Raw genomic sequence first — 23512 nt, 5'->3', positions numbered from 1 at the left:
CCAACTTTGTCTTCGTCCGGCATCGTCCCTGTTCGGTGCCGGCCGTACTCCGCGCATAACCCCGAAAATCGTCTGCGATTTTCGGAAAGGCTTATGCACGTCACAAACCTTAGAGCGCGCTTTGCACGTCCATCCGGACGCGCGGCGCTCTAAAAACTTTCCTTCAGCCACTGGCCCATGCGGGCGATGCGGCCGTTGCCGTTGCCGATCGACGAGAACATGCCGCCCTGGGCCGCATGCGTTTCGAGGTCGGCGACCTGCGGATAGATCATCAGACCGACGGCCGTGGAGAACGCCGGTCCCTTGGCAGCAGCCGGCAGCCCGGAAACTCCGAGCGGACGGCCGATACGAACATTGCGCGCCAGGATGCGGCGTGCCGCTTCCGGCAGGCCGGTCAACTGGCTGGCGCCACCCGTCAGCACGATGCGCTTGCCGACGATCGGGCTGAAGCCCGAGCGCTGGATGCGGTCGCGGATGAGCTCCAGCGTTTCCTCGATGCGGGCGCGTACGATCCGCGACACCAGAGCGCGCGGCACGTGGGTCGGCTGGTCGCGGTCGTCCTCGCCGATCGGCGGGACCGAGACGATGTCGCGCTCGTCGGCGCTGTTGGGCAGGGCCGAGCCGTGCACGACCTTCAGCCGTTCGGCGTCTTCGATGCGGGTCGAAAGACCGCGCGCCAGGTCCGTCGTCACATGGTGGCCGCCGAGGCTGACCGCGTCGGCGTGAACCAGCTTGCCCTCGGCAAAGACCGAGATCGTCGTCGTGCCGCCACCCATGTCGATCGCGGCGCAGCCGAGTTCGACTTCGTCATCGACAAGAGCCGCCAGACCGCTGGCATAGGGCGTCGCAACGATGCCCTCGACCGAGAGATGCGCTCGGTTGACGCAAAGTTCGAGATTCTTCAGCGCCGCCCGCTCCGCGGTCAGCACGTGCATGTCGACGCCGAGCACGTCGCCGAACATGGCGAGCGGATCGCGGATGCCGCGCTCGCCGTCGAGCGAGAAGCCAGTCGGCAGCGAATGCAGGATGGCGCGGTCGGAACGCAGCGATTGCTGGCCGGCGGCCGACAGCACTCTCTTCAGGTCGCTGGCATCGACTTCCTGGCCACCGAGGTCGATGGTCGCGGTATAGACGTCGCTCTGCAGGCGGCCTGCGGAAATGTTGACGATGAGGCTGTCGATGGTGAGGCCGGCCATGCGCTCGGCCGCATCGACGGCGAGCCGCACGACGCTTTCGACCGCATCGAGATCGGCGACGACGCCGTTCTTCACGCCGCGGGATTTCTGGTGGCCGATGCCGATGATCTCGACGCTATGCGTGCGGTTCGGCAGGATCTGGCTTTCGGCGCGCGGCGTCAGCCGGCCGATCATGCACACGATCTTCGTCGAGCCGATATCCAGCACCGAGACGACATGAGACCGCTTCGAAGAAAGCGGCTTCAGGCGCGGCAGGCCAAAGCTGGAGGAACCGAACAAACTCATATCCGCCCCTCTTTCTTTCTCTCCGTCTCCTGCGCCTTCAGCATCTTGTCCCTCGCCTTCAAGGCAACTTCGCGCCGGGTGACCGCATCCGGCGTCAATTGAACTGTGGTTCGATCTTCCAGCCGCAGATCGACTGCGGCGATGTCGCGCTCGAGCAGCTGGTGCTCGCTTTCCATCTCCGACAGAACCTTCATCGCACGGGCGACATCGTGTTCCGGCAGCTTGACGACGATGCCGTTGTCGAGGCGCAGATCCCAGCGACGGCCGGCGACGCGCACGAAGGCCCTCACCCGCGAGCGAATCTCCGGCCAGCGGGAAAACTCGTCGTAGAAATCGGCCGCTGCCGTCTCGGCGTCGCGGCCGACGAACAGCGGCAGGGCTGCAAACTTGTTGTCGCGCAGCGGCGCAATCGCGCTGCCGCTGCGCTCGATCAGCGACAGGTCGGAGCCGTGCTGCCAGATGCCAAAGGCCTTGCGCTCGGTGAGCGTGACTTCGATCGTGCTCGGATAGACCTTGCGAACCGTAACGCCCTGCACCCAGGGCAGTTCGGCGATCAGCTTGCGCGCTTCGATGATGTCGAGCGCCACCAGCGACGTCGTGCCGTCAAGGCCGAGCTGCTGCAGGATATCGATCTCGGAGGTCTGCTCGTTGCCGGAGACGCGCACGTCCTCGATGGCAAAGCCGGCCGCCGTCGTCGATGCCTGCGCGACGTTCTGTGTATGGCCGCCGAGCGACATGCCGTAAAAGCCGGTGGCGGCGAAAAACGCGACGGCAGCGATCGTGCCGGTATGGGCTGGAAAGCGGACGCGGCCGCTGCCGAGGCTGACCAGGAAGCGAACGGCCTTGCGAAGCGGCCGCGGCAGAACGCGTGCGCCATCCGCCTCGGCAGCAACTGCGCCCAGCGGGTCACGAACTCTCTTGCCCCTTTTGCCCCTTACCGCAAGCACGAAGCGTCCTCCACCATCCAAGTCAGAAACTCGCCAAAACCAAGGCCAGCATGCTGAGCCATCTCGGGCACCAGGGAGGTTGGGGTCATGCCGGGCTGGGTGTTGATTTCCAGCCAGATCAATTCGCCTTCACCGGAGGTACGGTCATCGAAGCGAAAGTCGGATCGGCTGACGCCCCGGCAACCGATTGCCTGATGCGCCTTCAATGCGAGTGTTTGTATTTTTTGGTAAATATTTGGTGAAACCTGTGCCGGAATGACGTGTTGCGAGCCACCTTTTACGTATTTGGAATCATAATCGTAGAAGGCGTGGCCCTGCGGGATGATTTCGGTGACGCCAAGCGCCTTATCGCCCATGACGCCGCAGGTGAGTTCGCGGCCGGCGACATAACGTTCGACCATGATTCGGTCGCCATAACGCCACTCGCTCGAGGTAACGACCTGCGGCGGATGCGACTGATCTTCCTTGACGATGACGACGCCGAAGCTCGAGCCTTCGCTGACCGGCTTGACGACGTATGGCGGGCGCATCGGATGTTTCGGACCAAAGCCCCGGCGATCCATCACCAGCGCTTCGGCAACCGGAACACCGGCGGCGGCGGCCACGTGCTTGGCCTGCGCCTTGTCCATGGCGAGTGCGGAGGCCAGAACGCCAGAATGGGTGTAGGGAATTTCCAGATATTCAAGAATGCCCTGGATCGTGCCATCCTCGCCGAACGGACCGTGAAGGGCGTTGAAGGCGACGTCCGGGCGCAGCGCGGCCAGAACCGAAGCGACATCGCGCGCGACGTCTACACGCGTAACGCGGAAACCTTCCGCTTCCAGAGCATCGGCGCATGCAGCCCCGGACGACAGGCTCACCGGTCGCTCCGAAGAAAATCCGCCCATAAGGACAGCTACATGCTTGCCGTTCATTCATACCCCCGAAAATACGTCACTATCGCAACGCTTGCTTGCGCCTGGCTGAATCCGGCAACGCGAGTCACCGGTGGCCATCGGAGGCACTAGAACGGCATTATAGTTAATGAACCGTTTACTTTTATTAACCTTAGTCGGGAAACGATCGGCAGCCGTGCTCGAAAACGTTGCGATTACAACGCTTTCTGGCACGAAATCAGCGCGTTGGCGCGGCCTGTTTACACAAAACACAAACCGCTAAAAAATGAAGGCCCCGCACCAATTCGGTGCGAGGCCTTAACGATTGGCGGTATTTTCGGCTTAACGATCAGTCGTTTTTGCCGAAGCGATTAATCGTCTTCACCGACGATTTTCCAGACGATTCCCGCGATCGCGGCGCCGACGATCGGAGCCAGCCAGAAGAGCCAAAGCTGCGAAAGCGCCCAGTCTCCAACGAATAGCGCCTGCCCTGTGGAGCGGGCCGGATTGACCGATGTGTTGGTGACCGGGATCGACACCAGATGGATCAGCGTCAACGCCAGGCCGATGGCGATCGGCGCAAAGCCTGAGGGCACGCGGCCATGGGTGGCACCGAGAATGATGAACAGGAAGAAGAAGGTCATCACCACTTCCATCACCAGCGCGGCCGTCAGCGAATAGCCGCCGGGCGAATGTTCGCCATAGCCATTGGCGGCAAAGTCGCCGAGCTGGAAGTCCGCCTTGCCGCTGGCGACGACGTAGAGCACGGCTGCAGCGACGATCGCGCCCAGCACCTGGGCGATGATGTAGCCGATGAGGCTGGAGGCTGGGAACTTGCCGGCAACGGTCAGACCAACAGAAACGGCCGGGTTGAAATGGCCGCCGGAAATGCCGCCGACGGCATAGGCCATGGTGAGAACGGTGAGGCCGAAGGCGAAGGAAACGCCGAGCAGGCCGATCCCAACAGCCGGAAACGCAGCCGCCAGCACCGCACTGCCGCAGCCGCCGAAAACGAGCCAGAATGTACCGAGAAATTCCGCAGAAAGCTTCTTGAACATGCATTCGCTCCCGAAAACCGAAGCTGATCGCTTCAATCGCCCAGAGTTTGCCACATTTTGATTCCGGTCAACCCCGGTTGTGACAGGGATGTCATCGCCCGCAAAACACGAAACCGCACGCCGGGCCTTCACTTGTCTGCCTATTTTAGGAGCAGCCGTGCCTATGATTCGCGCGAGCCATGCACCCTCGGAATAATGCTGCGCCACCCCTCGGATTCGTTCGCATTTCTTACGAATTCAGGGTTTCAACATGCGGAAACTTGCGTTAAGACGCCCCGACCGCCTCCCAAGACGGCATGACATCCATATCAGGAACGACAACAATGACAGACGCGACAACCTCCCTGTCGCCGAAGGATAGCGCGTTGCAGACGCCGGCAGTGAACTCCCCTGCCCGGGTGCTGTTCGCCAGCCTCGTCGGCACCACCATCGAATTCTTCGACTTCTACGTTTACGCCACCGCAGCGGTGCTCGTATTCCCGCATCTCTTCTTTCCGACGTCCGACCCGACATCGGCCATGCTGCAATCCTTCGCCACCTTCTCCATCGCCTTCTTCGCCCGCCCGTTCGGCGCAGTGATCTTCGGCCATTTCGGCGACAAGGTCGGCCGCAAGGCGACGCTGGTCGCAGCGCTGATGACCATGGGCATTTCCACCGTCGTCATTGGCCTCTTGCCGACCTACGCGTCGATCGGCGTCGCGGCCCCGCTCTTGCTCGCCCTTTGCCGCTTCGGCCAGGGCCTCGGCCTCGGTGGCGAATGGGGCGGCGCCGTGCTGCTCGCAACCGAGAACGCGCCCGAGGGCAAGCGCACATGGTATGCCATGTTCCCGCAGCTCGGCGCCCCGATCGGCTTCATCCTGTCGGCCGGTACCTTCCTCATCCTCGGCGAAGTCATGACAGATGAGGCCTTCCTCGCCTGGGGATGGCGCGTGCCCTTCATTGCCAGCATCCTGCTGGTTATCGTCGGCCTCTATGTCCGCCTGAAGATCACCGAGACGCCGGAATTCCAGAAGGCGATCGACAAGCACGAGCGCGTCCAGGTTCCGATCGCGCAGATCTTCCGGTTCCACAAGCGCAGCCTCGTGCTCGGCACCTTCGTGGCGCTTGCCACCTTCGTCTTGTTCTACCTGATGACGGTGTTCTCTTTGTCCTGGGGCACGGCCAAGCTCGGCTATTCGCGTGAGCAGTTCCTCGTCGTGCAGATGACCGGTGTCGTCTTCTTCGGCCTGATGATCCCGGTCTCGGGCATCCTGTCGGACCGCTACGGCCGCCGCCTGGTGCTGATCATCACCACCATCGGCATCGGCGCCTTCGGCCTGGTCATGGCACCGCTCATGGCCGGCGGTCTCGGCGGCGCCTTCCTGTTCTCCATCCTCGGCCTCGGCCTGATGGGGCTCACCTATGGTCCGATTGGCGCAGCACTCGCCGCCCCCTTCCCGACCTCGGTGCGTTATACCGGCGCGTCGATGACCTTCAACCTCGCCGGCATCTTCGGCGCGTCGCTCGCGCCCTACATCGCCACCTGGCTTGCGACCAACTACAGCCTCGACCATGTCGGCTACTATCTGCTGGGGGCCGCTGCGATCACGCTCGTTTGCCTGGTGCTGTCGACGGAAGAAGAGGTTTCGGCCTGATTTCTGTTGCGCCTCGCCACACACGCGGCCTGTTCCACAAAAAACGAAAGAGCCGCAGCGACAACGCTGCGGCTCTTTCCGTGGGCCAGTTCTGGTAGCCAAGTCTCCGACCAGTTGCCTAGTCCGAACTTGCTCCGATGAAGATAGTTGCAGTTGCATCCGTTCTGAAGAGAAACGCGAAGTCCCAAAACACGGGATAGGCGGGATGCCCGTTGCTAAGCCAGAAGGTCTCGATTGTTGCTGATGTCTTGACCATCGTGTCGACCTGCGCCTTGAGCAGCTCAACTAAGGAAGTGAATTGTCCGGATTTAAGTGCTGTACTTGATGGACCAGCGCTAGAGTCACCAACATACAGCACGGCTTCCATAACCTCCGGCCACACCGACCCACTTTGTACTTCTTCTATTCCGCCCAACACAGCTCCTGTCCCCAACACCATCTGAACAATTGCAGTTGAATCTATCTGGCTCCCCAGTTGCACCTCGTACAACTTCAGAAAAACGGAATAATTTGTTGAACCAGCATTCAAAATGGCAGCGATTTTTCCCAGAGTTCCCTGATCCATTGTTAGTCCAGACGTTAGAGTATGCGGAAGTTAGCAGGTGCCAGCTTGGTTGCGGCACGTCATGACAAGTTGGCTTTAGCCCGCGACCCTCGTTGCCAGCAAGCTCTGATCTTGTCTCCCTGAATCCAATTTCCTGGATCCAGCCTCCGCGCAAAGATGCCGACCTGGACCCGTGGATGCGAGGATCAAGCCCAAGCATGACGGCGAGAGAAAGAGACTCCGGCTGAGGACGGCCGCAGCGTTGCCGCTGCGGCCCTTCATAAAACTATTCCCATAAGCCTCAGGCGATGCCGCGGCCGAGGAATTCCTTGATCTCGTAGCCCGGCATGAAGGTACCGATGCGCTTGATTTCCCACTCCAGCCGAACACCGGAATGTTCGAGCACGCGGTTCCGCACGGTTTCGCCGAGATATTCGAGCTCGTAGCCCGTCGCCTGACCGGTGTTGATCATGAAGTTGCAATGCAGCGGCGACATCTGCGCGCTGCCAATCATCATGCCGCGGCAACCCGCTTCGTCGATCAGCTTCCAGGCCGAATGTCCCTCCGGGTTCTTGAAGGTCGATCCCCCCGTCTTTTCGCGAATCGGCTGCACGGTTTCGCGGTGCTGGCGCACGGCGTCCATGTCGGTGCGGATCTTGTTCTTGTCCTCGGGATAACCTTCGAAGATGGCGTGCGTGAAGATTAGGTCCTTAGCCGCCGCGGAATGGCGATAGCCATAGCCCATGTCGGCATTCGACAGCACATGCGTATTGCCCTGACGATCGACCGCGTGCACCTCGACGACGCGCTCGCGGGTCTCCGAGCCGTTGGCGCCGGCGTTCATGCGCAATGCGCCGCCGATCGCGCCAGGAATGCCGTAGTAGAAATAGAAGCCGCCGATGCCGTTATCGAGCGCCATCGCCGCAATGTTCTTGTCCGGGCAGATCGCGCCGGCCTTGATGCGGTTCTCGCCGACGAGTTCGAGATCGCCAAAACCCTTGGCCGAAAGCCGGATGACGACACCAGGAATGCCACCGTCACGAACCAAAAGGTTCGAGCCGACACCCATGACCATGACGGGTACATCAGCCGGAACCAGCTTCAGGAAGGTGATGAGATCGTCAGTGTCGTGCGGCTGGAACATCAGCTCGGCAAGACCGCCGGCGCGGAACCAGGTCACGCGATCCATCGGCGCATCGGGCGTGATGCGGCCGCGAACGGCGCTGACTCCGCTTCCGAGTGCTTCGAGTAGTTTCTGACCGTTGACCTGTTTCATGCTCAATTTCCTGAAATGTCTGCGAGTTCCCGTGGCAGGGCAGCGGCCCAGTAGGTGATGCTGCCAGCCCCCAAGAGAACCACAAAATCACCCGGCTGCGCAATCTTGCTGACAACCGGCGCGATTGTTTCGGGTCCGACCACATGCCGGGCGTCGCGATGACCGCCGGCCTTGATGCGGTTGACGAGCTCTTCGGCGTTGACGCCGTCGATCGCTTCCTCCCCGGCCGCATAGACAGGCGCGATCAGAACCGTGTCGGCGTCGTTGAAGCAGGCTGAAAAATCTTCGAACAGGCTCGCAAGGCGCGAGTAGCGGTGCGGCTGGTGCACGGCGATGATGCGGCCCTGGCATGCCTCGCGCGCCGCCTTGAGCACGGCCTTGATCTCGACCGGATGGTGGCCGTAGTCGTCATAGATGCGCACGCCGTTCCAGTCGCCGGTAAAGGTGAAGCGCCGCTTGACGCCGCCGAAGGAGGCAAGCCCCTTGGCGATCGCCTCGGGGCTGACGCCGAGGCGCTGGGCGACCGCGATCGCGGCCGTGGCGTTCGACACATTGTGGCGGCCGGGCATCGGCAGGCGCAGATCCTTCATCGAGATCACCTGGCCGGTGCGGCGACGGCGGATCTCGATATCGAAGACGGAAGTGGCACCGTCCATGCGGATGTTGAGGAAACGAACGTCGGCCTGCGGGTTTTCGCCGTAGGTGATGACCTTGCGGTCCTCGATCTTGCTGACCATGGTCTGCACTTCGGGGTGATCGAGGCAGAGCACGCCGAAACCGTAGAATGGCACGTTCTCGACGAACTGGCGGAACGCGGCGCGCACGGCGTCGAAATTGCCGTAGTGGTCGAGATGCTCAGGGTCGATGTTGGTGACGACGGCGACATCGGCAGGCAGCTTGAGGAAGGTGCCGTCGGACTCGTCGGCCTCGACCACCATCCACTTGCCCTCACCCATGCGGGCATTGGTGCCGTAGGCATTGATGATGCCGCCGTTGATGACGGTCGGGTCGAGCCCACCGGCATCGAGAAGGGCAGCAACCATCGAGGTCGTCGTCGTCTTGCCGTGGGTGCCGCCGATGGCGATCGCATTGCGGAAGCGCATCAGCTCGGCCAGCATCTCGGCGCGGCGCACGACCGGCAGCAGTTTTTCACGGGCGGCGATCAGTTCGGGATTGTCCTTCTTGATCGCGGTCGACACGACGACCACTTCGGCATCGCCGATGTTCTCGGCCTTGTGGCCGACGTAGACCTCGATGCCCTTTTCGCGCAGCCGCTGGACATTGGCGCTATCAGACTGATCGGAGCCCTGCACCCGGTGACCGAGATTGTGCAGCACCTCGGCAATACCGCTCATGCCGATACCGCCGATACCGATAAAATGAACCAGACCGATCGTCTTCGGCATTTTCATGAGCGCTTTTCCTTGAATGTCTCGACTGTCAAACCGCTGGCAATAGCCTCTACCATCGATGCAAGCAAGCGCGCGGCGTCCGGCTTTCCGGTTTCGCGCGCATTGGCGGCCATCTGCGCCAGCGATTGTGGATTGGCCATGGCCTCAGCAAGAATGCCGGCAAGGCGCTCGGCGGTCAGCTCCGCCTGGGCGATCACCTTTGCGCCGCCCTTGGCGGCAATCGCCGCGGCATTGGCCGCCTGATCGTGATCGAGCGCATAAGGATAGGGAACGAGGATCGCCGGCCGGCCGATGACCGCAAGCTCGGAAACCGTCGAGGCGCCCGAGCGGCAGATGACCAGCTGGGCGCCGGCGATGCGCTCGGCCATATCGGTGAAGAACGGCGAGACCTCGGCGGGAACGCCGAGCTTCTCATAGGTGGCGATGACGCCGTCGCGATCTTCCGGACGCGCCTGCTGCGTCACCGTCAGCCGCTGGCGAAGTGCGTCGTCGAGACGGCAGATCGCCTGGGGGATCGCCTTGGAGAAATATTGCGCGCCCTGGCTACCGCCGAAGACGACGAGATGGAACGGCGCTTCGCCCGCCGCCGCGACATAAGGCACCTTGGCAGCATCGAGCACGGCCGGACGCACCGGGTTGCCCGTCGTCACCGTCTTGGCGGCAAAGGTACCGGTGCCCTCGGGCAGGAAGCCGCCGGCGATCGCCTTGACGCGGGAGGCGAGCGCCTTGTTGGCACGACCCATGACAGCGTTCTGTTCATGGATCATCGACGGCACGCCCATGCCGGTTGCCGCCAGCAGCGGCGGCACGGTCGGGTAGCCGCCGAAACCGACGACGGCCTTCGGCCGCAGCCGGGCGATCAGCCGGCGCGCGGCACGCATGCCGGTCCAGAGCGTCCACAGCGAGCGCACGACATGAATGGGGTTCTTCGAGCCGATGGTTGCCGACGGCACCACATGCACCTCGTCTGCCGGGAACTTGCCGGCGAAACGCTCGGCGCGACTGTCGGTCACCAGATGCACCGAATAGCCGTTGGCCTTCAGCTCATGGGCGAGCGCCTCGGCCGGGAACAGATGGCCGCCGGTACCCCCGGCGGCAAGAAGGATAATGCCTTTGGTCATTCTTTACTCCGCCGGCACGCCAATGCCGGACCGAAACAGGCTACGCTCCACGGCGCGCTTCTCTGGGCGATGGCGCGTGAGCGCCAGGATGAAGCCGGCGGTGACGCAGATCGCCACCATGGACGAGCCGCCATAGGAGATCAGCGGCAGGGTCATGCCCTTGGCCGGAAGCAGTTCGAGGTTCACGCCGATGTTGATCATCGACTGGATGCCGATCTGCAGCACGAGGCCGGCAACGGCGAAGCGGTTGAAGTCGTTGCGCTCGCGGAAGGCGTGGTTGAGGCCGCGCAGCACCAGGAAGGCGAAGATCATCACGATCAGCATGCAGAAGACGATGCCGAATTCTTCAGCCGCCACCGAGAACACGAAGTCGGTGTGGCTATCGGGAATGATGCGCTTGACGATGCCTTCGCCCGGACCGCGGCCGAACCAGTCGCCGCGGATGATCGCCTCGCGCGCCGTGTCCATCTGGAAGGTATCGCCCTCCCCGGTCAGGAATTTGTCGATACGGCCGGCCACGTGCGGCAGCATGGTATAGGCGACGAAGAAGCCGCCGAAGGCAGCGCCGGCGAGCACGATGATCCACAGCCACGGCATGCCGGCCATGAAGAACATGCCGCCCCAGACCGCGGTCGTCAGGATCGTCTGGCCAAGGTCGGGCTGGGCGACGAGCAGCGCGCCGACAATGCCGAAGAGCAGGATGGCAAAGAGATTGCCGGGAATTTCCGGCTGGCGCGCATGTTCCGAAAACAACCAGGCGCAGACGACCACGAAGGCTGGCTTCATGAATTCCGAGGGCTGGATGGAAATGCCGGCGATTGAGATCCAGCGCATCGAGCCCTTGACCTCCTGGCCGATGAACAGCACCAGCACCATCATCGCGAGCGACACGCCGAGCAGGATGATCGCGGCGCGGCGCACCTGCCTCGGCGACAGGAAGGAGATGGCGACCATCACCACCAGCGACGGCAAGAGGAAGACGGCGTGGCGCTTGACGAAGTGGAAGCTGTCGAGGCCGATGCGCTCGGCGACCGCCGGGCTTGCCGCAAACGACAGCATGAAGCCCACGCCCATCAACAGGATGAAGGTCGCCAGGAAGAACCTGTCGATCGTCCAGAACCAGTCGGCCACAGGGCCACGTTCGGCTCGGCTTACCATCTGTCAGTCCCCTTTATCAGGCGCGCCTGCGCCAAACGTCCGAAACCCCGGCATCACCGCCACCCGTCGCGCGCCGGATGGGCGCGCGGACGGCGAGCGTCAGATCAGCATCGTCACGCCCTGCAATGCCTTGACGTGCGTCACGAAGGCATCGCCGCGTATTTCAAAGTTCTTATACTGGTCGAAACTTGCGCAAGCCGGGGATAACATCACCGCCGACGCGCCTTTGTCATCGTGCTCGGCATCTGCTGCGGCATGCGCCACGGCCTTTTCCAGCGTGCCTGAAATCTCGAAGGGCACCGCCTCGCCGAGCGTTGCGGCAAAGGCCGGTGCGGCCTCACCGATCAGGTAGGCCTTGACGATCTTCGGGAAGAACGGCGACAGCGAAGTGATGCCGCCCTCCTTCGGAAGGCCGCCGGCGATCCAGTAGATGCGCTCGTAGCTCGACAGCGCCGGGGCCGCTGCATCCGCATTGGTCGCCTTGCTGTCGTTGACGAATACGACAGCACCCTTGCGGCCGACCGGCTGCATGCGATGCTTCAAGCCGGGGAAGCTTTTCAGCCCCTGGCGTATCTCGTCTTCGCTGACATCGACGGCAAGGCATGCGGCGATTGCCGCGGCAGCATTCTGCGCATTATGGCCGCCGCGCAGCGTCTGGATGCCATCGAGATCTACGAAGAGCCGCGACGTTCCGCCGTGCGCCTCAAGGACGCGCGAGCCTTCGGCATAGATCCCGTCGGCCAGAACATGCCGGCGCGAGATGCGAACCACCTTGGTGCCCGCCCGCTCGACGCGATCGGCAATCAGTGCGCAGAAGCTGTCGTCGACACCGACGATCGCCGTGCCGCTGCCGGCCACCAGCCGCTCCTTGATATCGGCATAGTGCTGCATGGTGCCGTGCCGATCGAGATGATCGGGCGTGAGATTGAGCAGGATACCGGCCGTCGGGTTGAGCGTCGGCGCCAGATCGATCTGGTAGGACGAGCACTCGACCACATAGAAGCGGCCGGCCTTCGGGGACTCAAGCGTCAGTACGGCCGTGCCGATATTGCCGCCGAGCTGGGTGTCACGGCCGCTTTCCCTCAGGATATGGGCGATCAGCGCCGTGGTCGTCGATTTGCCGTTGGTGCCGGTAATGGCGATGAACGGGGCATCGGGCGCCTGCGCCCGGCGCTCGCGCACGAAAAGCTCGACATCGCCGATGATCTCGACGCCAGCGGCATGCGCGAGGTCGACGGTCCAATGCGGCTTCGGATGGGTCAGCGGCACGCCGGGCGAAAGCACGAAGGCGGCAAAGGCACGCCAGTCGATGCCGTGCAGGTTCGCTGTCGGCACACCCGCCTCGCCGGCCTTGGCGACGCTGTCGGGATTGTCGTCCCAGGCCGTCACCTCGGCGCCGCCGGCGACGAGCGCCTGCGCAGTCGCCAGCCCCGAACCACCAAGCCCGAAAAGAGCGACCTTCTTGCCCCTGAATGTGCTGACCGCGATCATCGTCCGCTCACCGCAGCTTGAGGGTGGACAGGCCGACCATCGCAAGGATGACGGCGATGATCCAGAAGCGGATCACGACCTGGCTTTCCGTCCAGCCCTTCTTTTCGAAGTGGTGGTGGATCGGCGCCATCAGGAAGACGCGGCGCCCGGTGCGCTTGAACCAGAACACCTGGATGATCACCGACAGCGTTTCCATGACGAACAGGCCACCGATGATGATCATGACAAATTCATGCTTGACCGCGACGGCAACGGTGCCGATCAGGCCGCCGAGCGCCAGCGAACCGGTATCACCCATGAAGATGGCGGCGGGCGGCGCGTTGAACCAGAGGAAGCCGAGGCCGGCGCCGATGACGGCGCCGAGGATGACGGCCAGCTCGCCCGTGCCGGGCACGAAATGGATCTGCAGGTAATTGGCGAAAACGGCGTTACCGGCGAGATAGGCGATGAGGCCGAAGGCGGCCGCCGCGATCATGACGGGCACGATGGCAAGCCCATCGAGACCATCCGTCAGGTTCACGGCATTGCCGGCGCCGACGATGACGAAGCCACCGAACAGCACGAAGAAATAGCCGAGATTGATCACGAGGTCCTTGAAGAACGGGAAGGTGACCGAGGAGCCGAAGGTCGAGCCGGCAGCACCGCCCGAAAGCGACGCCTGCATCATGAAGAACACGGCAATCGCGGCGATGATGAACTCGAAGCCGAGACGCGCCTTGCCGGAAAAGCCTTTGTCCGACTGCTTGGTGACCTTGAGATAGTCGTCATAAAAGCCGATGGCGCCGAAACCGAGCGTGACGAGAAGGGTCGAGACCACATAGACGCTGGAAAGATCGGCCCACAGAAGCGATGACACGACGATGCCCGCAAGGATCATCAACCCGCCCATCGTCGGCGTGCCGGCCTTCTTGAAATGCGTCTGCGGACCATCGGCGCGGATAGGCTGACCCTTGCCCTGACGGATGCGGAGGGAGGCAATCATGCGCGGACCGAAAAGGAAAACGATCAAGGCCGAAGTGAAAAGCGCTGCACCGGTACGGAACGTGATGTAGCGAAAGAGATTGAAAAACTGAAAGTGGTCCGCCAGTTCCACGAGCCAGATGAGCATAAGGGACCTTTCCCCAAAGGTTTAAAATCGGACACCGTCCAACAGAATCATCTGAAAAACGATACGCGCTTGTATGCGAAAGTGTTAGGCCGCGCTGCCTAACCCAAGGCTGTATCCACCGCCGCCAGCATCGGCGACGACCACTACAACGCAGCGCGCCGCTTGAGGCACGCGAAGATCGTTGTCGTCATTTGGTCGACTGCATCATTGCCGCTGAACCGCTTGCAGTCCGGCAATCACGCAGTTGCTTCGTCCCCCTCGGCCTCGGGCTCCGGATAGGCTTCGATCAGCGCATGCACGATCTTGCCGCAGCCCGTGCCCTTCGAAGACTTGATCATCACCACGTCGCCGGTCGCAACCGCGCCGAGTGCATAGGCCTTCAGTTCGTCCACCGTTTCGCGGTAGACGACGGAGATTTCCGGCGGCAACGCGTCGCGCAGGTGGGCCATCAACGGCCCGGCAAGCCAGACATCGGTGATGCCGGCTTCGACGAGAGGTTTGGCGAGCGCGGCATGAACGCCGGCGGCGTGTTCGCCCATCTCCAGCATGTCGCCGAGCACGGCGATGCGGCGCCCGCCCGGCGCCGGTGCTGAATCCTGCAGCAGCGAAATCGCCGCGCGCATCGAGCTCGGATTGGCGTTGTAGCTCTCGTCGATCAGCGTCAGTGTGCCCGCGCCGATCAACAGTTGGTGCCGGCGGCCCCTGCCCGTTTCGGCCTGCATCGTCGCCAGCGACGAGGCGGCGTAGTCGACATCGGCGCCGACCAGCTTCACCGCCGCGAGCACGGCCAGCGCGTTCTCGGCGATATGACGTCCAGGAGCGCCGATGGTGATTTCCATCGTCCGGCCGCCAAGGGCGGCCCAAAGCACTGAACCGTCCGCCGCACCGGCAAACTCGACGAGGCGGAACTCCGCCTTCGGGTTGACGCCGAAGGAGTGGATATAGCTGACGCCAGCCGTACCCGCGGCCTTTTCGAGCAGCTTGTACTGGGCACTGTCGTGGTTGATGACCGCGTGGCCGCCATTGACGACGCCCTCGAAGATCTCGGCCTTGGCCTCGGCGATCTGGTCCAGGCTGTCGAAGTTTCCGAGATGAGCGGCAGCGATGCTGGTGACGATTGCCACATGCGGGCGGACCATCTTCGTCAGCGGCCGGATCTCGCCCGGATGGTTCATGCCGATTTCGAAGATGCCGAAATCGGTGGCCTCGGGCATGCGCGCAAGCGTCAGCGGCACGCCCCAATGATTGTTGAACGAGGCCACGGAGGCGTGCACGCGCCCTTGCGGCACCAGCACGTGCCGCAGCATCTCCTTGGTGGTGGTCTTGCCGACGGAACCGGTGACGGCGATGATCTTCGCAGCACTGCGGTCGCGCGCCGCGCAACCGAGCCGAATCATCGCTTCAAGCACGTCGTCGACGACGATCAGTGGCGCGCTGAGGCGGCCGAGCGCCGGCAGTTTGCCTTCGCTGACAACGAGGAGTGCGGCGCCATTGGCGAGCGCAAGGCCCGCATAGTCGTGGCCATCGACCCGGTCGCCCTTGATCGCGAAGAAGGCTTCGCCCTTGCCGACCGAGCGGCTGTCGATCGATATGCCGCTTACTCCTTCGGGCAGGTTTCCAACCGGACGGCCGTTCATTGCGGCCAGAAGATCGCTGCTTGTCCAGAGCCAGTTCAAATCACAGACCTCCCAATGCCTTGCGGACTTCCGCATGATCCGAGAACGGCAGCGTGACGGAACCGACCGTCTGGCCTTCCTCATGTCCCTTGCCGGCGACGATCAGCGTGTCGCCGCTTGTCAACATGCCGACGGCGGCACGGATCGCTTCGGCGCGGTCGCCGATTTCGGTTGCACCTGGAGCCGCAGCCATGATTTCCGAGCGGATCACCTCAGGCACTTCCGAGCGCGGATTGTCATCCGTGACGATCACGACGTCGGCAAGCCGCGTGGCGATCTCGCCCATGATCGGTCGCTTGCCCTTGTCGCGGTCGCCGCCGCAGCCGAAGACCACGATAACGCGGCCCGTCGTGAACGGCCGCACCGAGGCCAGCACATTTTCGAGCGCATCGGGCTTGTGGGCATAGTCGACATAGGCAAGCGCGCCGTCCCTGGTCTGGCCGACCAGTTCGAGGCGGCCGGAGGCACCCTGCAGCTTTTCAAGCGCGGAGAACGCCGCCTTGGCGCTGATGCCGGTGGAGATCGCAAGTCCCGCCGCGACAAGCGCGTTGGCAACCTGGAAATCGCCGGCAAGCGGAATATGGATTTCGAAGATGTCGTCGCCGACATGCACTTCGGCCGACTGCTTGTGGCGGAAATGTTCGACCCGCTTCAGCGAGATGAATTCGCCCTTGCGGCCGACGGTGCGCACGTCGAGCTTGGCCTTGCGGGCAGCCGCAATCGCCTGTTCCGACCACTGGTCGTCGGCAAAGACAACCGCGGGCGCGCCCTTCGGCAGTAACGCTTCGAACAGCCGCATCTTGGACGCCATATAGTGCTCGACCGTCGGATGGTAGTCCATGTGGTCGCGGCCGAGATTGGTAAAGGCCGCAGCCGAAAGCTTGACGCCGTCGAGCCGGCTCTGGTCGAGGCCGTGGCTGGAAGCCTCCATCGCCGCATGGGTGACGCCGGCATCTGCGAGTTCGGCAAGAAGCTTGTGCAGGGAAACCGGATCGGGCGTGGTGAGAGAACCGTAGTCGTTGCGGCCGGGCGCCACCACGCCTGTCGTGCCGATCATCGCGGCAGCAAGGCCCGAATGCGCCCAGATCTGCCGGGTGAAGGAGGCGACCGAGGTCTTGCCGGCCGTGCCCGTCACCGCAACCATCGTCTCAGGCTGGCGACCGTAGAACGCGGCGGCGGCGCGCGCGAGAAAGGCGCGCGGGTTGCCGAGCGAAAGAACGGGTGCGGAGGATCCATCAGGCTTGACGCCGGATTCAGCGACGACGGCAACGGCGCCGCGCGCAAGCGCGTCGACGATATAGCTGGTGCCGTTTGCCTTGGTGCCGGAGACGGCGACGAAAAGATCTCCTGGCTGCACATGCCGGCTGTCGGCCGTAATGCCGGCAACCTCGATCTGCGAGGAAGCGCCATCCAGTTGCGCAGAAAGTTCAGGGAAGCTCGTTCCCGCCAGGTCTTTTATCTTCATGAACCGCACGTCTCACATCGCTCTCAATTCGCCGGAATCGCGAATCGTCCGCATTCTCATTTCATGCCTAATAAGACACAAGCATGGCAGAACCATCTTCTCCGAACTTCGGTTCGACGCCGAGAAGCGGTGCGGAGCGGCTGATGATGTCGCGAACCATGGGCGCGGCATTCGAGCCGGCGGTCCGTCCGCCGCCTTCGCCGGTCTTCGGCGCGTCAATGAAAGTCAGCACGATGTACTTCGGATTGTCGATCGGAAACGCTGCGAGAAAGGCGTTGAAGTTCTGGTCGCTGGCATAGCGGCCGTTGACGACCTTGTCGGCCGTGCCGGTCTTGCCGCCGACGTTGAAGCCCGGCACCTGCGCGCGCTTGCCCGAACCGGCGATGCCGTTCCAGCGAAGCAGAAAGCGCATGTCGTCGCTGGTGCTTTTCTTGACGACCGTCGTCGCCAGTTCATCGGCCTGCTCCTGCGAGCGTGGCAGGAAGGTCGGCGGGATCAGCTTGCCGCCGTTGACGAGCGCGGCACCTGCGACAGCCGTCTGCAGCGGCGTCGTCGAAACGCCGTGGCCGAAGGAGATGGTGATCGAGTTGATCTTCTTCCATTCGCGCGGCTGGCTCGGGGATTTGACTTCCGGCAGCTCGGTCGGCAGCTTCGACAGCAGGCCGATCCGGGTCAGAAATTCCTTGTGGCCGGGAATGCCGATCAGGTCGGCGATCTTGGCGGTGCCGATGTTCGACGAATACTGGAAGATTTCCGGAACGGTCAGCACCCGGCGCTTGCCGTGGAAGTCCTTGATGGTGAAGCCGCCGATGCGGATCGGTGCCGAGGCGTCGAAGCTGTCGTTGAGCGTTACCTTGCCGGAATCGAGACCCATGGCGATCGTGAACGTCTTGAAGGTGGAGCCCATCTCGAACGTGCCGTTCGACATGCGGTTCATCCAGCCCTCTTCGGCACCTTCGGCCGGCTTGTTCGGGTCGTAATCGGGGACCGACGCCAACGCCAGCACTTCGCCGGTATTGACGTCGAGCACCACGGCCCCGGCGGCCAGCGCCTGGTAGTTCTTCATGCCGGCATCGATGACGTCGCGCACGATGTTCTGCACCCGAACGTCGATCGACAGCTTGACCGGCTCGAGCTTGGCATCGCTGGTCATGCCGATGGCGGCGAGATCGGCGAGCCCCTGCCCGTCGATGTAGCGCTCCATGCCGGCAACACCGCGGTTGTCGATGTTGACGTGGCCGAGAACATGGGCGGCGGTCGGGCCGCCCGGATAGAAGCGGCGCTTTTCCGGCCGGAAACCGACGCCGGGAATGCCGAGCGCCAGGATTTCGCTCTGCTGCTTCGGGGTCAATTGGCGGCGCAGCCACTGGAAGCGCGATTTCGACTTCAGCTTGTTGTAGATGTCGCGGGCGTTGAGATCGGGCAGCACGGTTGCAAGCCGCTCGACCGCCTCATCCGCATCGACGATCTTGTGCGGCTCGGCATAGAGAGAGACCGTGCGGATGTCGGTGGCGAGGATCTCGCCGTTGCGGTCGAGAATATCCGGGCGCGAGGCCATCAGATTGTCGGCGCGGCCGATACTCGAAACCGTCTCCGGCTGCGCCATGCCGTATTGCACCAGGCGGCCACCGATGACCGCATAGACGATGCCGAAGCTGGCGATGATGATCGCCACGCGGTTCTTCGCCTGATTGGTGGTCTTCTTGCGTGTGCCCTGGAAGGTGACGTTGAGCTTGGCCTCGGCCGGCAGGTTGTTGCCGCCTGCGGAGAAATGCGCCTTGCTCTTCAAGACCATGATGCGGGAGAGAAACGACATCAGCGCGCCACCGAACCCGTTGCGATATTATCGGTCTTTTTCTCCGACGCCTTGGCGGCGGCGAGCTTCTTTTCTTCTTCCGTCGGCGGCACGTCGGCCTTCAGCATCGGCAGCTCCTGCGGGCGCACGAGTTGCGTCGACGGCGTCGGTGCCAGTTGCAGATCAGCGCCGAAGGCGCCAACCAGACGTTCCAGCCGGTTCGGCTGCGTCAGCAGCGCCCAGTCGGCGCGCAGAAGGTCGATCGTGTCTTCTTCCAGCTTGATGGCGGCATCGAGCCTGCGCACCTCTTCCAGCTTGTTTTCGGCACGATGCTTGATCGTGTAGGTGACCGTGGCGGCTGCCGTCATGACGACGATCAGGACTATGTCGAGTGTTCGCAGCATATCTCTCTCAGCCCCCCAACCGTGCAAGGCTCGCCAGTTCCGGCAGATTGAAAATGGATAGATCGTTTCCCGGCGATGGCGCTTCCGTGCGGATACCGGCTCTGAGCTTGGCAGACCGGGCGCGCGGATTGAGGGACGCTTCTTCCTCGCTGGCGGCCACCATAGGCTTTCCAACTGGTGTGAAGGTTGCCGCACGCGCGGTCACCAGTGGCAGATGGCGCGAACCCGCAGCCTTGCCCGAGCGATCCTGGAAGAAAGCCTTGACGATCCGGTCTTCGAGCGAATGGAAGGTGACGACCACGAGACGGCCGCCCGGCTTCAGCGCCCGCTCGGCGGCAAAAAGCGCCTGGGCGAGTTCGCCGAGTTCATCGTTGACGAAGATGCGCAGCGCCTGGAAGACGCGGGTTGCCGGATGGATCTTGTCCTTGGCCTTGCGCGGAGTGACGATTTCGATCAACCCGGCGAGATCGCGGGTGGTTTCGAACGGCGTTTCGGCCCGGCGCTTTTCGATGGCGCGGGCGATGCGGCCCGACTGCTTTTCCTCGCCGAGGAAACCGAAGATGCGGATGAGATCGGAAACCTTGGCCCGGTTGACGACGTCGGCGGCAGAAACGCCGGCTGCCGACATGCGCATGTCGAGCGGGCCCTTCTTCTGGAAGGAGAAGCCGCGCTCGGCCTCGTCGATCTGCATCGACGACACGCCGATATCGAGCACCACGCCGTCGAGACTGCCGGCGGGCGCATGCTCGGCGAGCTGCGAAAAACGGGAGTGAATGAGCTTGAGCTTACCACCCGCGGCCGCAGCCATCGACTGGCCCGCGGCGATCGCCGTCGGATCGCGATCGAGCGCGATCACATCGGCGCCAGCATCGAGGATGGCGGATGCATAACCGCCGGCACCAAACGTGCCGTCGAGAATGACCTTGCCGGGGGCCGGATCGAGCGCCGCGAGAACCTCGCTCAGGAGGACGGGAATGTGACGGACCGGTCCGCCATCGGCTTCAGAAGTTCCTCCGCCTTGTTCCGTCACCATTCCGCCTCTCCATTCTATTCCGGACGCAACCCCCGTGATTTGCGCCCTTCCCGGGCCGCCGCTTGCGCCTTTGCAAAGGCCTGCGGCTCCCAGAGCTGAAAATAATCGCCCCGCCCGACGAACATCACGTCGGTCGAGATACCGGTGAAGTCGCGGATGAAATCCGTCACCATCAACCGACCTTCCGGATCGAGCTTGACGAAGACCCCGCCCCCGTGAACGAGCAGCGACATCTCGTTGGCCGCCGGAGAAAAAGGATCCTCGGCCGCCATCTGCCTCTCGAACCGATCCAGGAGCTCCGGCCCACCGACGCTGATCGCCGGAAAGACGAAATCCTGGAAGCAGTATAGCTCTCGAACGCCTCCATCCGACAGCACGGAACGAAACGCCGAAGGCACGGACACCCGCCCCTTTGCATCGATCCGATTGGTAGCATTTGACAAGAAGCGGTTCATGACGCGAAACGGCCGCCCAAGACTGACGGGCCATTATCATCGACCCGCGGGAACACTCGACCACACCCACAAAACGCCCCCGCCGGACACCAACATGTCCGCCCATCTCCCGAAGCCGGGAGACACTGGAATTTTGCGATGACGGGCCACGACGCGGCCCTTGCGCAGTACCATTATGGGATATCATGGGACCATATGGGCGTCAATGGGATTGGCTCTTGAACAGCTGGGTAGCTGATCAAATATTGATAGGTTGTTAAGTTTAACGAAGGGTTACGAAAGCACCCCCGATGCCTCGCAATGCGACGGCCAAACGGCTTCAAATCGTTGGGAAATCGGAATATCAGCAAGATTGCAGCCAAGCGGGCGGACGGCGCTGCGGCCATGGTTTTCGCGTCCTAGCTGGCACAAAGAGCAAAGGACGTCAGCCGAACTTGCGCTGCCCAAAGCCTCGCTGCTGCTAAGAGCATCGCCGTCTACTGCATGTATCCTTAAATCGTATTCGATTTAAGGATACATGCAGCAATTCGAAGTGCTACCGCGACCTTTGCGCGTCTAACAAGACGCGCGGCGCTATAGAAGGAAGAAATCGCCAGTTGGCCTGTAAGCCGGGTTCTGTATGGCCCCATTGCCCGAAGACAACGGAACGTGGCAGCCATTCATCTGGGACTACGTTTGCACGCAGCCTCTTGCAACCCACCCGGATGACTGGCCCGGAAACAGGCTGGACGCTTGCGCGCCCGCGTCATCCCTATTCGGTCTTGCTCCCGGTGGGGTTTGCCGTGCCGTCCATGTCGCCATGTCCGCGGTGGGCTCTTACCCCACCCTTTCACCCTTACTCCGCAAGCGGAGCGGTTTGCTTTCTGTGGCACTTTCCCTGAGGTCGCCCTCGCCGGACGTTATCCGGCACCGTATTTCCGTGGAGCCCGGACTTTCCTCCCCCCGCGGCCTTTCGGCACTTGCGGAGCGCGGCTGCCCGGCCAACTGGCAGGCGGTCCTTAACCGACCGGGAAGCCGAGCGCCAGAGAAAAACGGCGATCTCGACGTTTCGGCTTTGGCACGCCGCCACACTTTTACTTCAGTGCTTAGCGGAACGAGACGGCGAAATCCGTTTCATAGGCCGGATCGTCGATCCGACCATCCATCACCAGCTTGGCGCCAAGCCGACCGATCTCGTCGGAGCTTTTCGCCGCCTGGCCGTTACCACCCGTGACGACGGCAATACGATCGCCGCCGGCAAAGCCGATATAGGGAAAGCCGTGGCGGGTGAACGACGTCACGCAGGGGCGGAAATGCGTCGAAGCGGGCTTGAAGCCGGGCATCACCTCGGCGAGCAATCCGCCCATGTGTTCCGCTGCTCCGGCGCCGGCGCTGCCCCGGAACCACGCCCGCACCTCGGGCTCGCTCTTGAGAATGCGGTCGGTCGGATCGCCGCCGATCTTGATGTAATGCTTGCCGTCGGCATAGGCGACCGGCGGCAGCAGGTAGTAGCTCTTCGCCTGCTCCGGCGACGCACCGATCAGCGATGGCATATGGTCATAGGTTGGCAGATCGTCAGCCGCGACCTCCGCGAAGAACACGGTGCGCGCCTTGACGACGAGGTCGATCGGTCGGTGAAGAAGCGTGTCGGAAAGGGAAAACCCGCCGGCGGCAACGATCACGCGTCCCGCAGTGAGTGTTGCGCCCTCTGTCGTCGTGACGACGACGCGGTCGCCGGCCTCGGATACGGACGCCACTTCGCTGCGGACAATCCGGGCGCCGGCCTTTTCCGCACAGATCGTCTGCGCCAGAACGAGCGCACGTGGATTGATGTAGCCGGCCCCTTGCGCCTCGTGGATGCCGGCAAAGCCCTGGGGGAAACGGAACCAGGCAAAGCGTTCGGACAGTGCATCTTCGTCCAGAAGCGGCGCCTCGACGCCGAGCGCGTCGCGAGCCTTGGCGACCTTCTCGATATAGTCGTAGCTTCCGCCCGGCGCCGGGCCGGCGATCAGGCAGCCGACTTCCGCATAGAAATCGATGCCGCTTTGCCCGGCGATCTCTCTGTAACGGTCGATGGAACGCTTGGCGAGACGCGCCCAGACGGGATCGTCGTCGATCGTGCGGGTGATTCGGGCATTGTCGTAATGGCTGGAAAAGACGCCGCCGTGATTGGCCCAGTCGCTGGGCTCGTCCGGCCCGACCAAGGCCACCCGTGCGCCGGAAAGCGCCAGGTACCGTGCTGCGGCCGCCCCCATCATGCCCTTGCCGACAATGATGAAATCAAAGCTTTCCGACATGTCCGTCCCCATCATCTCGATCAGGCGGAGATAGCATGTCAGTGCAGTTATGACACTGCGGGGGCATCACATTTCGAAGATCGCCGGAACGCGAGACCTGTCCGGCTGGAGCATCTGCCACCGCTCAAGGACGGTCAGCGGATGATGCTCGGTATTCGATAGAAACAATGCCCCTTACTGCATAATTCCTTAAATCGGATCCGATTAAGGACGAAATTATGCAGCAAGTTTAAAGTGCTACAGCGACCTTTGCGCGTCTAATAAGACGCGCGGCGCTGTAAAACATGCTTTGCGCGCACGACC

At 62.7% G+C, this 23512-nt stretch carries 19 protein-coding genes and 1 other RNA gene; 1 reads left to right on the top strand and 19 read right to left on the bottom strand.

The window, feature by feature from the left end; all coding sequences use genetic code 11:
- Window positions 1-149: 149 nt before the first annotated feature.
- The 4 genes from ftsA to aqpZ all read right to left on the bottom strand — a co-directional run bounded on the left by ftsA (window position 150) and on the right by aqpZ (window position 4361).
- Window positions 150-1481 carry a cell division protein FtsA gene (ftsA, locus tag ASD03_RS28375; protein WP_025427719.1) on the bottom strand — a complete coding sequence of 444 codons (1332 nt, stop codon included), beginning with the start codon at window positions 1479-1481 and terminating at the stop codon, window positions 150-152.
- Window positions 1478-2383: a cell division protein FtsQ gene (gene ftsQ, locus ASD03_RS28370; protein ID WP_225906334.1), complete on the bottom strand. Its 906-nt coding sequence runs from the start codon at window positions 2381-2383 to the stop codon at window positions 1478-1480. The genes ftsA and ftsQ overlap by 4 nt, the downstream gene beginning before the upstream one ends.
- Window positions 2384-2415: 32 nt before the next feature.
- Window positions 2416-3342, bottom strand: a complete 927-nt coding sequence (locus ASD03_RS28365) for a D-alanine--D-alanine ligase (protein ID WP_025427721.1) — start codon at window positions 3340-3342, stop codon at window positions 2416-2418.
- A 332-nt stretch (window positions 3343-3674) separates the two neighbouring features.
- Window positions 3675-4361, bottom strand: coding sequence for an aquaporin Z (aqpZ, locus tag ASD03_RS28360; RefSeq protein WP_025427722.1), 687 nt, complete (start codon window positions 4359-4361; stop codon window positions 3675-3677).
- A 323-nt stretch (window positions 4362-4684) separates the two neighbouring features.
- Here aqpZ and ASD03_RS28355 point away from each other — a divergent pair, with 323 nt between their 5' ends.
- A complete protein-coding gene (locus ASD03_RS28355; RefSeq protein ID WP_025427723.1) occupies window positions 4685-5995 on the top strand; it encodes an MFS transporter in 1311 nt (436 codons plus the stop codon).
- Window positions 5996-6113: 118 nt separating this feature from the next.
- Here ASD03_RS28355 and ASD03_RS28350 read toward each other — a convergent pair whose 3' ends face one another.
- The 15 genes from ASD03_RS28350 to ASD03_RS28285 form a co-directional block, all read right to left on the bottom strand.
- Entirely contained in the window at window positions 6114-6560 is a 447-nt protein-coding gene (locus tag ASD03_RS28350) for a hypothetical protein (protein ID WP_025427724.1), read from the bottom strand.
- A gap of 280 nt (window positions 6561-6840) precedes the next feature.
- Window positions 6841-7815: a UDP-N-acetylmuramate dehydrogenase gene (gene murB, locus ASD03_RS28345; RefSeq protein WP_025427725.1), complete on the bottom strand. Its 975-nt coding sequence runs from the start codon at window positions 7813-7815 to the stop codon at window positions 6841-6843.
- A 2-nt stretch (window positions 7816-7817) separates the two neighbouring features.
- Window positions 7818-9227, bottom strand: coding sequence for a UDP-N-acetylmuramate--L-alanine ligase (murC, locus tag ASD03_RS28340; protein ID WP_025427726.1), 1410 nt, complete (start codon window positions 9225-9227; stop codon window positions 7818-7820).
- Window positions 9224-10348, bottom strand: a complete 1125-nt coding sequence (murG, locus tag ASD03_RS28335) for an undecaprenyldiphospho-muramoylpentapeptide beta-N-acetylglucosaminyltransferase (RefSeq protein ID WP_025427727.1) — start codon at window positions 10346-10348, stop codon at window positions 9224-9226. Before murG ends, murC begins: the two co-directional genes overlap by 4 nt.
- A gap of 3 nt (window positions 10349-10351) precedes the next feature.
- Window positions 10352-11506 carry a putative lipid II flippase FtsW gene (gene ftsW, locus ASD03_RS28330; protein WP_025427728.1) on the bottom strand — a complete coding sequence of 385 codons (1155 nt, stop codon included), beginning with the start codon at window positions 11504-11506 and terminating at the stop codon, window positions 10352-10354.
- Window positions 11507-11605: 99 nt separating this feature from the next.
- Window positions 11606-12997 carry a UDP-N-acetylmuramoyl-L-alanine--D-glutamate ligase gene (murD, locus tag ASD03_RS28325; RefSeq protein WP_057217693.1) on the bottom strand — a complete coding sequence of 464 codons (1392 nt, stop codon included), beginning with the start codon at window positions 12995-12997 and terminating at the stop codon, window positions 11606-11608.
- Window positions 12998-13004: 7 nt separating this feature from the next.
- A complete protein-coding gene (gene mraY / locus ASD03_RS28320; RefSeq protein WP_025427730.1) occupies window positions 13005-14105 on the bottom strand; it encodes a phospho-N-acetylmuramoyl-pentapeptide-transferase in 1101 nt (366 codons plus the stop codon).
- A gap of 236 nt (window positions 14106-14341) precedes the next feature.
- Window positions 14342-15781, bottom strand: coding sequence for a UDP-N-acetylmuramoylalanyl-D-glutamyl-2,6-diaminopimelate--D-alanyl-D-alanine ligase (locus ASD03_RS28315; RefSeq protein WP_025427731.1), 1440 nt, complete (start codon window positions 15779-15781; stop codon window positions 14342-14344).
- A gap of 1 nt (window position 15782) precedes the next feature.
- Entirely contained in the window at window positions 15783-17246 is a 1464-nt protein-coding gene (locus ASD03_RS28310; protein WP_025427732.1) for a UDP-N-acetylmuramoyl-L-alanyl-D-glutamate--2,6-diaminopimelate ligase, read from the bottom strand.
- 67 nt (window positions 17247-17313) lie between these two features.
- Window positions 17314-19062, bottom strand: a complete 1749-nt coding sequence (locus ASD03_RS28305; RefSeq protein ID WP_025427733.1) for a penicillin-binding protein 2 — start codon at window positions 19060-19062, stop codon at window positions 17314-17316.
- Window positions 19062-19445 carry a hypothetical protein gene (locus tag ASD03_RS28300; RefSeq protein WP_025427734.1) on the bottom strand — a complete coding sequence of 128 codons (384 nt, stop codon included), beginning with the start codon at window positions 19443-19445 and terminating at the stop codon, window positions 19062-19064. Before ASD03_RS28300 ends, ASD03_RS28305 begins: the two co-directional genes overlap by 1 nt.
- A gap of 7 nt (window positions 19446-19452) precedes the next feature.
- Window positions 19453-20478, bottom strand: coding sequence for a 16S rRNA (cytosine(1402)-N(4))-methyltransferase RsmH (rsmH, locus tag ASD03_RS28295; RefSeq protein ID WP_025427735.1), 1026 nt, complete (start codon window positions 20476-20478; stop codon window positions 19453-19455).
- A 14-nt stretch (window positions 20479-20492) separates the two neighbouring features.
- Window positions 20493-20933: a division/cell wall cluster transcriptional repressor MraZ gene (mraZ, locus tag ASD03_RS28290; RefSeq protein ID WP_025427736.1), complete on the bottom strand. Its 441-nt coding sequence runs from the start codon at window positions 20931-20933 to the stop codon at window positions 20493-20495.
- Between the two features lie 588 nt (window positions 20934-21521).
- Window positions 21522-21921, bottom strand: an RNA gene (rnpB, locus tag ASD03_RS29075) — RNase P RNA component class A.
- A 97-nt stretch (window positions 21922-22018) separates the two neighbouring features.
- The gene (locus tag ASD03_RS28285; RefSeq protein WP_057217691.1) at window positions 22019-23209 is read right to left on the bottom strand and encodes an FAD-binding oxidoreductase; all 1191 of its coding nucleotides are present in this window, start codon (window positions 23207-23209) and stop codon (window positions 22019-22021) included.
- Window positions 23210-23512 lie beyond the last annotated feature (303 nt).

The organism is Ensifer sp. Root127, from assembly GCF_001425225.1.
GTDB classification, from domain to species: Bacteria; Pseudomonadota; Alphaproteobacteria; order Rhizobiales; family Rhizobiaceae; genus Ensifer; species Ensifer canadensis.
This window is presented reverse-complemented; position numbering and strand designations above follow the sequence as displayed.